The organism is Streptomyces lincolnensis (assembly GCF_021173675.1).
GTDB classification, from domain to species: domain Bacteria; phylum Actinomycetota; class Actinomycetes; order Streptomycetales; family Streptomycetaceae; genus Streptomyces; species Streptomyces lincolnensis_B.
Genome location: NZ_JAIHON010000013.1, coordinates 338,254 through 353,389, shown reverse-complemented (window position 1 = coordinate 353,389; position 15,136 = coordinate 338,254). Strand labels below are relative to the sequence as shown.

Annotated in this window: 11 protein-coding genes and 1 pseudogene; 9 read left to right on the top strand and 3 right to left on the bottom strand. The window is 72.2% G+C overall.

Annotation, left to right across the window (positions count from 1 at the left end; translation table 11 throughout):
- Positions 1 to 146, bottom strand: a pseudogene (locus K4B79_RS35575) (LacI family transcriptional regulator); the annotation flags it as partial.
- 121 nt (positions 147 to 267) lie between these two features.
- Between K4B79_RS35575 and K4B79_RS35570 the strand changes: the two are divergent.
- Genes K4B79_RS35570 through K4B79_RS35555 form a run of 4 tightly spaced genes read left to right on the top strand, consistent with a single transcriptional unit; the run spans position 268 to position 7,967 of the window.
- Positions 268 to 1,191, top strand: coding sequence for an alpha/beta hydrolase (locus K4B79_RS35570; protein WP_232031523.1), 924 nt, complete (start codon positions 268 to 270; stop codon positions 1,189 to 1,191).
- The gene (locus K4B79_RS35565) at positions 1,188 to 3,242 is read left to right on the top strand and encodes a vWA-MoxR associated conflict system protein (RefSeq protein ID WP_232031522.1); all 2,055 of its coding nucleotides are present in this window, start codon (positions 1,188 to 1,190) and stop codon (positions 3,240 to 3,242) included. Before K4B79_RS35570 ends, K4B79_RS35565 begins: the two co-directional genes overlap by 4 nt.
- Positions 3,239 to 4,168, top strand: a complete 930-nt coding sequence (locus tag K4B79_RS35560; RefSeq protein ID WP_232031521.1) for an AAA family ATPase — start codon at positions 3,239 to 3,241, stop codon at positions 4,166 to 4,168. Before K4B79_RS35565 ends, K4B79_RS35560 begins: the two co-directional genes overlap by 4 nt.
- Positions 4,161 to 7,967: an SAV_2336 N-terminal domain-related protein gene (locus tag K4B79_RS35555; protein ID WP_232031520.1), complete on the top strand. Its 3,807-nt coding sequence runs from the start codon at positions 4,161 to 4,163 to the stop codon at positions 7,965 to 7,967. The genes K4B79_RS35560 and K4B79_RS35555 overlap by 8 nt, the downstream gene beginning before the upstream one ends.
- 425 nt (positions 7,968 to 8,392) lie before the next feature.
- Here the strand turns inward: K4B79_RS35555 and K4B79_RS35550 are convergent, their stop codons facing one another.
- Entirely contained in the window at positions 8,393 to 8,737 is a 345-nt protein-coding gene (locus K4B79_RS35550) for a GNAT family N-acetyltransferase (RefSeq protein ID WP_232031519.1), read from the bottom strand.
- Positions 8,738 to 8,786: 49 nt separating this feature from the next.
- Entirely contained in the window at positions 8,787 to 9,206 is a 420-nt protein-coding gene (panD, locus tag K4B79_RS35545) for an aspartate 1-decarboxylase (RefSeq protein WP_232031518.1), read from the bottom strand.
- A gap of 222 nt (positions 9,207 to 9,428) precedes the next feature.
- On the opposite strand from panD, the gene K4B79_RS35540 reads away from it, so the two are divergent.
- From K4B79_RS35540 to K4B79_RS35520, 5 genes are all read left to right on the top strand, one after another.
- Positions 9,429 to 11,180, top strand: coding sequence for a CocE/NonD family hydrolase (locus K4B79_RS35540; RefSeq protein WP_232031516.1), 1,752 nt, complete (start codon positions 9,429 to 9,431; stop codon positions 11,178 to 11,180).
- Positions 11,177 to 12,820 (top strand): AMP-binding protein, encoded by a 1,644-nt coding sequence (locus tag K4B79_RS35535; protein WP_232031514.1) that lies wholly within the window; start codon positions 11,177 to 11,179, stop codon positions 12,818 to 12,820. Before K4B79_RS35540 ends, K4B79_RS35535 begins: the two co-directional genes overlap by 4 nt.
- Positions 12,817 to 13,605 (top strand): enoyl-CoA hydratase/isomerase family protein, encoded by a 789-nt coding sequence (locus K4B79_RS35530; RefSeq protein ID WP_232031512.1) that lies wholly within the window; start codon positions 12,817 to 12,819, stop codon positions 13,603 to 13,605. Before K4B79_RS35535 ends, K4B79_RS35530 begins: the two co-directional genes overlap by 4 nt.
- On the top strand, positions 13,602 to 14,351 hold the full coding sequence (locus K4B79_RS35525; protein WP_232031511.1) for an SDR family oxidoreductase: 750 nt from the start codon (positions 13,602 to 13,604) through the stop codon (positions 14,349 to 14,351). The genes K4B79_RS35530 and K4B79_RS35525 overlap by 4 nt, the downstream gene beginning before the upstream one ends.
- Before the next feature lie 133 nt (positions 14,352 to 14,484).
- The gene (locus K4B79_RS35520; RefSeq protein WP_232031508.1) at positions 14,485 to 15,066 is read left to right on the top strand and encodes a TetR/AcrR family transcriptional regulator; all 582 of its coding nucleotides are present in this window, start codon (positions 14,485 to 14,487) and stop codon (positions 15,064 to 15,066) included.
- Positions 15,067 to 15,136 lie beyond the last annotated feature (70 nt).

Below are 15,136 nucleotides of genomic sequence, written 5' to 3'. Positions count from 1 at the left end.
TCCTCCACGGCCCCGCCGGTCAGGACGACCGCCGCGGCCCGCTGCCGCTGCAGCAGGGTCAGATACGTCAGCTCCCGCTCGGGAGAACCCCCCGTGTTGCACACGACCGCCAGCCGCTCACCTCCGGGGGCGCCCCCCCCCCCCCCCCCCACCCCCCGCGCCTCTGCCGGTGAACGGCGTCCTGCCGTGCCGTGGCGTTGATATTCTCGCCACTCGCCCGGCTGTGATCGCCGGGTGACGGGGTTTCGGGGGCTGTGGGGGGAATCGATGACGCCGCGTCTGGTCTTCGTGCACGGGGTGGGCGGGCCGCGTGACGCCGATGCCGAGAAGGCGCAGTGGCTGCGCGCCCTGGCCGACGGCGCGCGGGCCGCCGGTCACTCCCGGCGGGTGGCCGAGCTGCTCGACGGGTCCGTGGACGTGCGGTTCGCCTACTACGGCGATCTGTTCCCCCAGAACGCCTCGGCGGACGCCGACGTCGCCGAGTTGCTCCTCGACGCCGTCGACGAACGTCTCGCGGACCCGCGGGACGAGCGCGAGGAGCAGGTGCTGCGCCGGGCCCGCGCGCAGATCGCCCCGGAGGGGCAGCAGCAGGGTGCCGGCAACGCGCTGCGGCAGGTGATCATCGGCGCGAACACGCTCATGGCGCTGCGCGGGCTGCGGACGCTGGGCGGCTGGGCGAGCGGCCGGGTGATGGTGCGTCACCTCGGGCAGGTCACCGACTACCTCCGGCGCGGGCACGTCGACGCCGCCGGGCTGGGCATCGACCGCCGGATCCGGGACCGGGTCCTGGCACGGCTCGACCCCGCCGGTCCCACCGTCGTCGTGGCGCACTCCCTGGGCAGCGTGGTGGCGTTCGAGGCCCTGCACGAACACACCGGCCCGGTGCCGCTGCTGGTCACGGTGGGCTCGCCGATCGGGATGCGGGCGGTGGTCCGGGCCCGGATGCGTCCGCAGCCGCTGCACGTCCCCGCCGGGGTCGGCCGCTGGCTCACCTTCTGGGACCGCGACGACTTCATCGTCGGCCGGCCCGAACTGGAACGGTGCGTCGCGGCGAACGCCGCCGCGGTGGCACCGGTGAGCAGGCGGGTGGACTCCGACGGCGCCTGGGTGCACCCCGCCGCCACGTACCTGGCGCAGCCGGCCGTGGCCGGGCCGATCGTCGAGGCGCTCGAAGCCGTCACGGTCGTATGACACCGTCGTCCACGCCCCGCCATCTGCTGGTGATCGCACCGCAGTGCCAGGATCTCGGCCCGCTCGACGGCCTGGAGGACGTGGCGCACTCCCTCCACGCCGCCCTGCTGGAGCGCTGGGTGGGCGACTGCGAGGAGGCCCCGCCCGGGATCTGCTCGCTGCTGTCCGGCCCGGACGTCATGCAGACCCAGGTGGAGAAGGCGGTCCGGGACGCGGCGGAACGCGCCGGCGAGGCCCGAGCCGTCCTGGTCCTCGCCTTCCTCGGGCACGGCACCACGCTGGGCGAAGTACCCCGGTTGTCCTTCATGGCGAGCGACTCCCGGCAGGACACCCCGACCACGGTCGTCAACCTGGGTGACCTCCTCACCCAGGCCCTGGACACCCAGGACGTGGAGGGCGTCGTCGCGGTGGTCGACACCTGCCGGGCGGGCGGTGCCGCCCCGGACCTCGCCCTGCTCGGCGCCGGCGTCCGCCAGGGGCTCACCCGGCTGTCGCTCCTGATGTCCGTGGGGGTCACCGAGGACGCCCACGGTCTGGCCTTCTCGCGCGGGCTGGTCCGGGTCCTGCGTGAAGGAGTGCCCGGCGCGGGCGAGTTCCTGTCGGCCGAGGTGGTGTGCGACACCGTCAACGCGGCGGTCCACACCGCCGCCCACTACGTGATCGCGGACGGCGCGATCGGACCCCGTCCCTGGCTCGCGCGCAACACCCGCCACACGGCGGGCGGCGGACCGCTCCTCGGGCCGCTCGGCGCGGAGGAACTGCGGTGGGCCCTGGAACCGCTCGGCGAGACGGTCCCGTCGGCTCCCCCCGCCACCCTCGCGGACCTGGAACGGATACGACAGGCCCTGCGCGCCCCGGCCGCGCTCCCCCACGCTCCCGCGCACGCGGCGCGGGTGCTCGACCGGCTGTCGGACACCGTGCGGACCACCGACCTGCTCCGCTCCTGGCCCGGCGCTCCCCTGACCTCGGACCGCCTCAGACGCGCCTTCCGGGCTGCCGCGGGCAGTGCCGCCCCTCGGACCAGCGGCGGCGAACTGCTGCGTGACTGCGTGGAGTTCCTTCGTCTGCGTGCTCCCCGGACGGGGACCGGTTCCATGGCACCGCTGGCCGCGTTCGTCGCCGCGCTCGCCACCGAGGACGGTCTCGACCGCACCACACCCCGGCTGTCGTCGTGGGCCACGGCGCTCGACGCGGGTGTGGAGCTCAACGACGCGTTCGCCGCACAGGCCCTGCGCAACGCCGAGGGCCGGCTGCGCCTGGTGATCAGTCTGCACGCCGCCGTCGCCGACGACTGGCCGGAGACCCTCCAGGTCTGGCTGCTCGACCGCAACACGTCCCTGGCGCACGAGGAGTTCGACTGCTCCCCCACACAGTCCGGCGTCGAGGAGCGGTTCGTGGCCGTCCTGCGCTGGGCCGCCCGACAGGCGCGGTGCACCGGTGCACAGCTCAAGCGCGTGGACATCGCCGCACCGGCACCGCTGCTGGCCCGCTGGCGTCCCGAGGAGACCCGGTTCGGCACCCGCCTGGGAGTGCGGTACGACATCGTCCTGAGGTGGAGCGAGCGGCTGTACCCGCAGGCCCATCTCGGGTGGATCAACGACCTCGCCCGGGAACGGCTGGCCGCGATGAAGTCGGACACCGGCGCACCGCTGGACTGGCTCGACGAGGAGGCGACCGGCCGCGCCGAGGAGCTGACGGCGAAGCTGGAGAACGGCTGGTACGAACGCGCCCTGGCACTGAGTCACCGTCCGGACCGGCTGGAGGAGGTCCTGGAGCCGTTGCTCGCCTTCGCACCGATCGTGCTGTGGCCGCACGCGCCCGGCAGCCTCCCGCCGGGCTCGCGCGCCGGTGTGGAACGCCACTGGGACCGGCTCCCGGGTGAGTTCAGCGCCGCCTACCGCACCGCGTGGCGGCACGGCGGGGAGCGGGACGGAGCACCGGAGGGCCACTGCGATCTCGCGCTGCTGCGGTCGGTGTGGCTCGACGAGGAGTGGCTGGACTTCTGCGACTGGTTCGACAACGACTTGGCCGATGGAGAGAGCACGGTATGACCTGGACCCCCTTTTACGTCGGCGACGGCAAGCCCCGGGACGTGGACCTCGGTGACCCGCCGCCCTGGCGCAGCTTTCCCCGTCGGCCCCGGCACGAGCGGTTCCAGCCGCCGCCCGGCCTGGTCGAAGCGGTCAACGCCGCCCTCGCCCTGCGCCGGCCGCTGCTCCTGACGGGTGCTCCGGGGTCGGGCAAGTCGACGGTGATCGAGCAGGTGGCGGCCGAGCTGAAACTCGGTGAGCCGCTGCGCTGGCACATCACCTCCCGCAGCACGCTGCTGGACTCCCTGTACCGCTACGACGCGCTGGGCCGGATCCACGCGCAGAGGCTGGCGGGCACGGGTGACGCCGACGACATCGGACCCTTCCTCCGGCTGGGGCCGCTGGGCACGGCGCTGCTGCCGACCCCGCATCCGCGTGCCCTGCTGATCGACGAGATCGACAAGAGCGACCTCGACCTGCCCAGCGACCTCCTCGACGTACTGGAGCGCGGCGAGTTCGAGATCCCGGAGCTGGCCCGCCATCAGGAGGACGTCGTGGAGGTCCGGGAATGGGGCGGCGACGACCGGCACGCCATCCTCAAGGGCCGGGTCCAGTGCGACAACTTCCCCTTCATCGTGCTGACGAGCAACGGCGAGCGCGACTTCCCGGCCGCCTTCCTGCGGCGCTGTATCCGCTTCACCATGCCGGAACCGACCACCGAGTCCCTGCGCCGGGTGGTGGCCGCCCACCTGGAGGTCACACAGGAGCACTCCGCTCCCGTGGACGCGCTCGTCGCCGAGTTCGTCGAGCGGCTCCGGGCGGGCGAGAGCCTCGCCGTCGACCAGCTGCTGAACGCCGTCCACGTACTGACCGGCGCGCACGCCCCCGAAGAGGCCACCGCGCACGACGTCAGGGAACTCATCCTGCGCGAGCTCTCGCGTGCCTGAGGATCACCCGGTCCGGGCACTGGACGAGGCCGTCTCGACGCTCCGCGCGGTGGCCCCCCACCTGGACGCGACGGCCCTCGCCGAAGCCCTCTGGCTGGCATCGAGGGCGGCCTCCACGCCGGCCGACGCGTCCGAGCCCGATGCCGCCCCGCCCGCCCCGGCACCCACCGGGACAACCGGCCCTCGCACCGTCCCCGAGCCACGCACGGAGCAGCCGCCCGCTCCCTCGCGGCAGGCCGAGGGCGGGCCCGCCCGTACGCTCCACGAACGCCTCCCCGGCTCCGGCACGCGGGTCACCGGCCACGCGGTGGCCCTCCCGCGCGCGTCGGCGCTGCCGCACGCCCTGGAGCTGACGAGGGCGTTGCGTCCCTGGAAACGGTCCTGGCGGACCGGCCGGGACCGTGCCCTCGACGTGCCCGCGACCGTCGACGCCTACGCCCGCAGCGGCGAGCTGATCCCGGTCTTCGCTCCGGCGCCCGAGCGCTGGTTCGACCTCGTGCTCGTCGTCGACGACTCGCCCTCGATGCAGGTCTGGCGCGAGACCGTGCACGCCTTCACCGGCGTGCTGGACCGGCTCGGAGCCTTCCGCACCCTCCAGGTCCGCCCCTTCCGCCCGGCCTCGGGCGGCGAACTGACCGACCCCGAGGGCCGGTCGGCGTCGGCCGGTCAGCTCGGGGCGCCCGACGGGCGGCGTCTGGTGGTCGTCGTCTCGGACTGCGCCGCCCCTGCCTGGCGGGAACCGGAGATCTGGCGGCAGGTGCGCAGCTGGGCGCGCGGCACGCCGGTCGCCCTGCTCAACCCGCTGCCGCCCAAGCTGTGGCGCCGCACGGGCCTGGACCTGCCGACCGTACGCGTCACCCAGCAGGTCCCCGGCGCCGGAAACGCCGGGCTCGACTTCCGGCCGCCCCCTCTGCTGCCCCGGGACCGCTGGCTGCCCGTGCCCGTGCTCTCCCTCTCCCCGCACTCCCTCGGCCGCTGGTCCCGGGCCGTGATGCTCGCCGCGCCCGACGGCTGCTCCGCGGCGCTGGTACCGGCCGCGGGGCGGCCCGAGGCCGTCGGCCGTCAGGAGTCGCCGACCCACGGACGGGCCGAGGCACGCACGGAACGGTTCCTGCGGACGGCTTCGCCCGCCGCGGCCCGGCTCGCCGTGCTGTGCTCGCCCTTCGACCGGCTGAGTCTGGACATGCTGCACGTGCTGCGCGCGGAGCACGTTCCCGACGCCACGACCGCCGATGTCGCCGAGGTGGTGAGCTCCGGGGTGTTCGCCTTGGAGGCCGAGTCGGCCGGCCCGGTGGTACTGCGGGCGTCCCCACAGGTGCGAGCCCGCCTGGAACAGGAGTTGCCCGAGCACGAGGCCCTACGGCTGAGCCGGACCCTGAGCCATCACCTCGCGTCGGGCCACGACGGCCTACGTCGGCTGCCGGCCGTGGCGGAGGGGGCGGGCGGCGGGGACGGCGGGGAAGGGATCGCCGCGGAGGCGACGCCGTTGGGGGTGGCGTTGTCGCGGACGCTGGTACTGCTGGGGCTGGCGGTGGAGAGCCCGGCGGCGGAGATCCCTGTGGGGAAACCCGAAGTCGCCGCGTCGCCCGTCAGCCTGGACGACCCCAGCGGCCATGAACCGTGGCTGAGCGAGTCCAGGAGCTCACGGGAGTGGGTGTTCTGGGAGCGCCTTCGCGACCATCTCGCGCAGCGAGGTTGGCCGCCGGACGAGAGGCACCGCCTCGGCGCGACCACGGACGACGTGCTCTCTCGCCTCGAGGATCCGCTCCGCGCCGGCTCCTGGCACCGCTCCGGCCTGGTCGTCGCACCGGCGGGGACGGGAAGGACGGCCCACGCGATCGGCCTGGCCGCCAAGGCCGTCGACGCCGGCTATGGAGCCATCATCGTGCTCACCGGCCCTACCAATGCCGAACGGCGCCAGACACAGAGCCGGGTCGACGAGTGGCTGCTGGGCAACGCGGACCTTCGTGACATCCTCTCCCTCACCACACAGAACGACGACTTCTCCCCGTTCAAGGCTCCGCTGCCGCCTCCGACGGAGTCCGTCCCGCTGGTCTTCGTGATCAAGAAGAACCGGCGAGTCGTCAAGGGTCTGCGGGACTGGCTCGCCCACGTGAGCCCAGTCGCCGCGCGTCCGCTGCTCGTCATCGACCTCACCGACACCCCCCTGAAGGGGAAAGCCAGGGTGTCGGCCACCGACGACAGCGTGTACCGCCTGGTGGGCGGTTTCACGAAGACCGCCTACGTGCAGTACGCGCCCTTTCTGCCCGTCCTGGACGCCTTCGATCATCCGGCGCTGTTCCCGGAGCACTTCATCTATCACCTGCCGACCCCGTCGGACGACCTCGGCCCTCGGCCGGCTCTCGGGACTTCGACTCGTAGGGTGACCGACTACGAGACGTGGATGCCCACGCGCCATCGCCCCGACCACATCCCGCCCGAGGATCTGCCCGCTTCCCTGTGCGAGGCGATCGACACCTTCGTACTGGCCTGCGCCGCCCGCCGGGCCCGGAGAAGGAGCCCGGCACCCGACTGCATGCTCGTGTACGTCAGCAACTTCGCCGCTGTCCAGCAGCGCGTGCGCCACCAGGTGCAGGCGCGCGTCCACTTCCTCGCCGACAGCCTGCGGGACCAGGAAAGCGACCGTGCTCTGCGGCTGAGGGACCACCTCGCGCACCTCTGGCTCTCGGACCCTAGGACCGTGTCGTGGGCCGAGGTGTCCGCGCATCTCACAGACGCGGTGCATGGACTCATGGTCGTACGGGTGAGCGACGACACCCCGGGCATGGCCATGAGCCCCGGTGTCGTGGCCATCTGCGGCCCTCGGGTGCCACCTGACTTGAGGGACGGGCTCGCCGTCAGCTACCAGCTGCGCTCGTCGAACGACTACGCGATGTTGGTGCACTCGAATCACTGGTCCGACGGCGTTGGTGGCAAGGAGCGCCGCCTCTACGCGCCATCCGACATCCTCGGCATCTACGAACACCTCATCACCGTCGCCGACGAGCAGTTCCAGGACCTCCGGGACATGGCCGACCTCGGTGTCACTCCCCGGCAGTCCGCCCTACGGTTGCGCCCGGCGGGGCCGCGCAGAGCCGCCGGGGACTTCTCCGGCACCTCTGTGGAGACCCTGAGCTTCGGCCTGTCCCCCGCCCTGCTGCACCACAACTTCCGGGCCCTGGAGAACTTTGTCCACGTCCTCGACCACCCGGGCTCCGACCCTCTCTCCCACACAGGCCGGAACCTGCTGTGGATGGACGTACCCCCGGAGACGGTTCTTCAGGAGTTCCTCGACGTCTACCGCCCGCACACCCGTCCCGACCGCAAGCAGCTCGACCTGGTGTGCGCGTACGTACGCCGCTGCGCGGCACGCGGGGAGCTGACCCGCTGGGCGGTCCAACTGGTGAGGAAGGCGGGGGCGTCCGAGAGCGTCCGGGTGGCCGGTCATGTCGTGGGGCCGGTCGTCCGCCGTCCCGTCGTCCCGGACCGTCCGGGCGCCTACACCGTGCGGCGGCTGCTCAGTCCCGCCGATCAGTTCGGGGACCTCGACGTGGAGCAGTACGCCGCCGCGCTGGAACTGACCCGCTCCGCGTCCGCTCCCGACCGGAGCCCCGCCCGGCCCTCGACCCACGCGATGCGCGCGGTACGGCGCCCGGATCAGCCGTTGCTGACCATCTATCCCGTGGCCCCGCCGGTCGAAGGCGCCGAGGCCCCCGTGCCGCCCGTCGTCGGTTTCGTGCTGACCTTCCCCTACACACGCGGCTCGGGCGGGCCCCACCCCGAGGACGACATCACCTGAGCGGCGGCCCCGGCTCAGGGCTCGGCACCGGCTCGGGCCCCGGCGGGATCGGGGACGGGTCGGGATTCGGTACCGGGCCGGGGCCGGGAGGCGGGCTCGGTGGGGCGGGCGGGGTCGGTTCCGGGCCCGGCGGCGGCTCGGGGGTCGGGACCGGGGCCGGCTCGGGAGGCTGTGGTTCCGGTCCGGGTGTCGGTCCCGGGTGGACGGGGTCGGGGTACGGGTTCGTCATGGTGTCCTCCGGCCAGTCGGTCGACGTCGGCTCTGGACTACTCCCCCGCGTACCCGACGGCGCCGCGGGCACTCACCCGGGCGGGTGAAGTGGCCGGCCCGGCCGGGCCGTACGGCGTGCGGTCCCGACGGCGGCCCGGTGCCTCAGAGCCACTTGGTGCCTCAGAACCGCCCGGCCCCTCAGAACCGCCCGTGCCTCAGAACCGCCCGGGGTGCTCCCGCAGCCACTGCTCGGCCGCGTCCAGGAGCGCCGGGTCCGCCGCCGGAGCCTCGTCGGGGTGGCGTTCGGCCCACTTGACGACGTAGGGGCAGAGCGGGGCGACGGCGACTCCCTCGCGCTCGGCCCCGGCGTACAACTCGCGTGCCAGGGAGCCGGCGATGCCCTGTCCCTCGTGGGCGGGTTCGACGATCGTGTGGACGGGGACGAGCGCGGTGGCGGGGGCGTCGAGGACGAAGTACTCGATGTGGCCGACGACTTCGCCGCCGTCGACCGCCTCCAGGCGGCCCGCCGCCCGGTCGTCACGGATCTCGATGTCGCTCATGGACACGCTCCTGCTCCGAAGGCCGTGCGGGCCGTCGAGGGTCGGTGGGTCAGGCCGGGACGGCCTGCGGGCTGCGCTCCTGGTCGGAGCCCGGCACCGGCTCGGACAGGTCGGCACCCAGGGCCACGATGCGGTTGTCGCGGTCCACGTGCACGACCCGGGGCTCGTACTCCCGCGCCTCGGCGTCGGTCATCTGAGCGTAACTGATGATGATCACCAGATCGCCGGGGTGCACGAGATGCGCCGCCGCGCCGTTGATGCCGACGACGCCCGAGCCGCGTACGCCCTCGATGACGTACGTCTCCAGCCTGGCGCCGTTGGTGATGTCGACGATGTGGACGAGCTCGCCGGGCAGCAGGTCGGCGGCGTCGAGGAGATCCGCGTCGATGGTCACCGATCCCACGTAGTGCAGGTCGGCCTGGGTGACGGTGGCCCGGTGGATCTTGGACTTGTGCATAGTGCGCAGCATCAGCACTCCTAGAAGACGGCTCCCTGCCCGCTTTGTGCAGGTCAAGGGCGTTCCTCACTGTACACGCGCACGCCTTTGACCCGAAGGCCGTCCACGAACATCACCCCGCTCCCGCGGGGAGCGGGACCCCGCTTCCCCATGTCTGGGTAATTGACAGGGTACGAACGTACCTCTTAACGTACCCACATCCTGGCACCCCCGCCTGCTCGACGAGGAGCACCGATGCAGCACCTGTACGACATAGACGTCCGGGTCCCGATGCGTGACGGCGTGGGCCTCGCCGCCAACGTGTGGCGTCCGGCCGAGGGAACGGCTCCGACGCTGCTCGTGCGCCTGCCGTACAGCAAGGACTCGGCCATCCTCGGCCAGGGCGCGCTGCCCAACGTCCTGGCTCTGCTGGAGGCCGGCTACGCGCTGGTGGTGCAGGACTGCCGGGGCACCCACCGTTCGGAGGGCGAGTTCGTTCCTCATATGGCGGACCGGCACGACGGCGAGGACACCGTCGCCTGGATCACCAAGCAGCCGTGGTCGGACGGCACGGTGGGCATGTACGGGCCGTCCTACCTCGGGATGGTCCAGTGGGAGACCGCCGTGACCGGCGCCCCGGGCCTCAAGGCGATCGCGCCGGCCTACACCTCGATCGACAACTACGAGGCACCCTGGTACTCCCCGGGCGGCGCCCTCTCGCTGAGCCTGCTCACCATGTGGAACGCCATGATGTACACGGCCGACGCCCAGCGGTCCCTGGCGGCCGGCGAGGGCTCCGTGGCCGTGGACCAGGTGCAGCAGCTCGGTCAGGCTCTCCTGGCCCCGGAGGCTCTCAACGACGTGCTGCCGACGGCCGAGGTGCCGGTCCTGGCGGCGTACGGCAAATGGTGGGACGACTGGATGGCCCACCCCTCCCACGACGCGTACTGGGACGCCATGGAACTCACGCCCGAGCTCAAGAACGTCACCGCCCCGGCGCTGAACATCGGCGGCTGGTACGACCTCTACATCGGGCAGACCCTGCGCACCTACACCACCGCACGCCAGAAGGCGGGCACCGCCCAGGCGCGTGAGGGGCAGCGGCTGATCGTCGGTCCGTGGGACCACCTGTCCGCGAGCGGTGTCTACCCCGACCGCTCCTTCGGCCCGCCGGCCGACGCCCAGATGATGGGCCTGACGGACCTGCACGTGAAGTTCTTCGACCACTGGCTGCGCGGCGACACCACCGCTCTGGACGGCGTGGCGCCGGTCAAGATCTTCGTGATGGGCATCGACCAGTGGCGCGACGAGCAGGCCTGGCCGCTGCCCGACACGAGGTGGACCGACCTCCACCTCACGAGCACCGGTCACGCCAACACCGCGGACGGCGACGGTCTGTTGACCCCCGAGGCGCCTGCCGACACCGGGCACGAGACCTACCTCTACGACCCGCGCCGCCCGGTTCCCTCGGCCGGTGGCGCGTCGATGCCGGTGACGCCGGGGTTCTGCGGCCCGGTCGACCAGCGGACGGTCGCCGCCCGCGAGGACGTTCTGTGCTTCGCAACTCCCGTGCTCGATGAGGCAGTCGAGGTCACCGGCCCGGTCAGCCTGACCCTGTTCGTCTCCTCGTCGGCGGTGGACACCGACTTCACCGCCAAGCTCGTCGACGTCTTTCCCGACGGCAGGGCGATCAACCTGTGTGACGGGATCCTGCGCACCCGCTACCGGGGCGGCCTGGCCACGGAAGAACTGATGGAGCCCGGCAGGGTCTACGAGATCACCGTCGACATGACCGGCACCTCCAATGTGTTCCTGCCCGGTCACCGCATCCGCGTGGACGTCTCCAGCAGCAACTTCCCCCGCTACGACCGCAACACCAACACCGGCGGCGTCATCGCTCACGAGGGCGAGGAGCAGATGATCCCCGCGATCAACCACATCCATCACGGGCCGAACCACCCCAGCCGTCTGGTGCTGCCGGTCATCGACCGCAAGGACCGGTCGTGAGCGCCGCGGACCGGGTCGCCGAGCTGACCGCGACCTTCGCGGCTCCCTCCCTCGACGTCGCCGGGCTGCTGTGCGACCGGCACCCCGCCGACCGCGTCGCGTTCACCGTGGTCGACAGCGACGGCAAGGCTTCCACCCTGTCGTACGGCGATCTCGCCGCAAACTCGCACCGGTACGCCCGGGCGCTGCAGGGGCTGGGGGTCGGGCCGGGTGACCGGGTGGCGACCCTGATGGGCAAGAGCACCGACCTGGTCACCGTCATCCTCGCGATCTGGCGGCTCGGCGCGGTCTACGTCCCGTTGTTCACCGCGTTCGCACCCCAGGCCATCGCCCTGCGCCTGGAGGGCGCGGGTGCGCACGTGGTGGTCGTCGACCCGGACCAGCGCCACAAGCTCGATCCGGGTCCCGACCTGCCGGACGATCCTCGGCGCCGCGTCGTCGTGACCGGAACCGGCACCTCGCACGGCGACCTCCTCCTCGCCGACCTCGTCGCGGCCGCGTCACCGGAGCCGGTGCCCGCCGTCACCACCAGCGGCGACGGACCCCTGGTGCACATGTTCACCTCCGGCACCACCGGCAAGCCCAAGGGGGTCATCCACCCCGTCTCCTACATCGCCGGATGGCAGATCTATCTGGAGTACGGTCTCGGCGTCACCCGGGACAGCGGCTACTGGTGCGCCGCCGACCCCGGGTGGGCCTACGGGCTGTACGCCGCCGTCCTCGCCCCGATGGCCGCCGGCATCCCCAGCCTGCTGCTGTCCGGCGGGTTCTCCGCCGAGACGACCTGGCGCACCCTCGTCGACCACCGGGTCACCGACTTCACCGCCGCGCCGACCGTGTACCGGGGGCTGCGCTCCTCGTCGGTGCCGGTACCGCCGGGGCTGTGCCTGCGACGGGCCTCCAGCGCGGGTGAACCCCTCACTCCCGAGGTCAACGAGTGGGCCGGCGCCGCGCTCGGCCTGGCCGTGCACGACCACTTCGGGCAGACCGAGGTCGGGATGCCCCTGGCCAACCACCACCATCCCGAACTCGCCCGCCCCCTCAAGGCGGGATCGATGGGCCGGCCGGTGCCCGGCTGGAGCCTCACCGTGCTGGCCGACGAGAAGGACGAGCCCGCCGGACCGGGCGTGCTCGGACGGGTCGCGATCGACGTGGCGGCCAGCCCGCTGATGACCTTCCGCGACTACCAGATTCCCGGGCAGAGCCATTCCAAGTTCACCCCCGACGGCCGCTATTACCTCACCGGCGACGCCGGGCGGGTCGACGCCGAGGGCGACTTCTTCTTCTCCTCCCGCGACGACGACGTGATCATCATGGCCGGTTACCGGATCGGGCCGTTCGAGATCGAGAGCGTCCTCGTCCAGCATCCCGCGGTCGTGGAGTGCAGTGTCATCGGCGCACCCGACGACGTCCGCGGCGAGGTCATCGAGGCGTACGTCGTCCTCCGCGACGGCGGCGACGGCTCACCGGAACTGGCCGCCGAACTCCAGCGGTTGGTCAAGACCCGCTATGCCGCCCACGCCTACCCGCGCTCGATCCACTTCATCGACGCCCTGCCCAAGACGCCCAGCGGCAAGACCCAGCGCTACCTGCTGCGCAGACGCCGACGGGTCGAACTCACCGAACGAGAGACACAGTGACCGACTCGGACCCCCTCATCGTCGAGCAACGCGGCCCCGTCCGGTGGCTGTTGCTCAACCGCCCCGAGCGGCGCAACGCCCTCGACGTCACCCTGATCGAGGCCTTGGACAAGCAGATCACCAGCGCCGGGGCCGACCCCGCCACCGCGGTCGTCGCGGTGGCGGGCAGAGGGCCGAGCTTCTGTGCCGGCGGCGACTTCCACCAGTTCCTCGAGCTGGACGACCGCGGCGACAACCCGGTCGGCTTCCTGACCGACGTCTCGGCCTGCTTCAGCCGTATCGCGGCGAGCCCGAAGCCATGGGTCGCCGTGCTGCACGGTCACGCCGTCGCCGGGGGCCTGGAACTCGCGCTGGCCTGCGATGTCGTCGTCGCCGCCGACACCACGCTCATCGGCGACGGCCATCTGCAGAGGCGGCTGGTGCCGGCCGGCGGGTCCAGCGTCCGGCTGCCCGGCGCGGTCGGCCGGGGTCTGTCGCGCTGGCTCCTGCTGACCGGCGAACTGCTGCCCGCGACCGCGTTCGCGCCCACCGGCTGGATCCACGCGATCGTGCCCGAGGCCGACCTCGACGCCACCGCCACCCGGATCTGCCACCAGTTGGCCGACCGCCACAGCCCCGCCCAGCAACGCCTCAAGACGCTGCTGCACCGGATCGACGGGATCGCCCCCGAGCAGGCCCTGCGCGAGGAACTGGCCACCTTCGCCGACAACTGGTCGGCGAGCTCGGTGGCCGACGCCCTGCGGGACTTCCTCGCTCCCTCCACCACGAAAACGGACACCAAGTGAATCGCTACCAGGGACGGGTCGTCGCCATCACCGGCGCCGCACAAGGCCTCGGCCTCGCCATGGCGACCCGGTTCGCCGCCGAGGGCGCCGCGGTCGCGCTGGCCGACGTCAATGAACAGGCCCTCACCCGCGCCGCCGAGACCATCACCGACGCGACACTCCGCACCGACAGGGTGGACGTGACCGACTCGGCCCGGGTCAACGCCTGGATCGACGGCGTCACCGGCGAACTGGGCCGCCTCGACGTGCTGATCAACAACGCCGGCATCATCCGCGACAACCGCGTCGAGGACATCACCGACGACGACTGGCACGCGGTCATCGACGTCAGCCTCACCGGCGGCTTCCACTGCGCCCGCGCCGCGTTCGGCCCCATGAAACGCCAGGGCTACGGCCGTATCGTCAGCTTCTCCTCCATGTCCTGGCGCGGGAACTTCGGCCAGACCAACTACGTGGCCGCCAAGGCCGGCATCGTCGGCATGACCCGCACCCTCGCCCTCGAAGGCGCCCGGCACGGCATCACCGCCAACGCCATCGCCCCGGGCCTCATCGAGACCCCCATGCTCGCCTCCATGAACGGCCCCGCACGCGACAAACTCACCCACAAGATCCCCATGCGCCACACCGGCCGGCCCGAGGACATCGCCGAAGCCGCGGCCTTCCTCGCCAGCGAGGCGGCCGGTTACATCACCGGCGTCGTCCTGGACGTGGACGGCGGCATCTCCATCGGATCCTCGATCCGATAACGCCGCCGCGACAGTCACCCACCGCTTCCGGGGAGACTCCCGCTTCCGGGGGAGACGCCCATGGGAGACTGCTGTGGTGACGGCCCCAACTGACTCGCGTGACCGACGCCCGCGCCGAACGGCGCGCAGGCGGGTGGTCGACACCCGTCGGCGTGACGAACTGCTGCGCCAGGCCGAGGCGATCATCCTGGCCGAGGGTTTCACCGCGGTGACCATGGATGAGCTCGCCCAGCGACTGGGGTGCTCCAAGGCCACGCTGTACAGCCTGGCCTCCACGAAGGAACAGCTGGTGCTGGCGGTCACCCGCGCCTTCTTCCGGGAGGCGACGGCCGAGATCGAGCAGGCCGTCCAGGCCGAGCCCGACCCCAGGCAGCGCATCCGGGTCTACCTCGCCGGCGTCGGCACCGCCATGCGCCGTCATTCCCACGCCTTCTACGACGACATGGTCGGTTACGAACCGACGGCGCAGATCTACCGCAAGAACTCCGCCGCCGCCGCGCAACGGGTCCACGAAATGATCGAGGAGGGCGTGCGGGCGGGCGTCTTCCGCGCGCTCAACGGGCACTTCGCCGCCCAGGTCGTGGCCGTGACCATCGACGCGGTCCAGTCGGGGGTTCTGCTCGAGCGCACCGGCCTGACCGCCGGCGACGCCTTCTCCGAACTCGGGGACCTCCTGATCGACGGGCTCAGTTCGGGGCAGGGCACACCCGGCTAAGGATCCGGGCGGGGCCACTCCCGTTCACGTCGTTCCGGTCCCCTGTCGGACTCATGTACGAAACGGTTTC

Bases quoted from the DNA above. Each gene is read 5' to 3' on its own strand.
- K4B79_RS35570 (WP_232031523.1), top strand. From the start codon at position 268: ATGACGCCGCGTCTGGTCTTCGTGCACGGGGTGGGCGGGCCGCGTGAC.
- K4B79_RS35565 (WP_232031522.1), top strand. From the start codon at position 1,188: ATGACACCGTCGTCCACGCCCCGCCATCTGCTGGTGATCGCACCGCAG.
- K4B79_RS35560 (WP_232031521.1), top strand. From the start codon at position 3,239: ATGACCTGGACCCCCTTTTACGTCGGCGACGGCAAGCCCCGGGACGTG.
- K4B79_RS35550 (WP_232031519.1), bottom strand. From the start codon at position 8,737: ATGAGCGACATCGAGATCCGTGACGACCGGGCGGCGGGCCGCCTGGAG.
- panD (WP_232031518.1), bottom strand. From the start codon at position 9,206: ATGCTGCGCACTATGCACAAGTCCAAGATCCACCGGGCCACCGTCACC.
- K4B79_RS35540 (WP_232031516.1), top strand. From the start codon at position 9,429: ATGCAGCACCTGTACGACATAGACGTCCGGGTCCCGATGCGTGACGGC.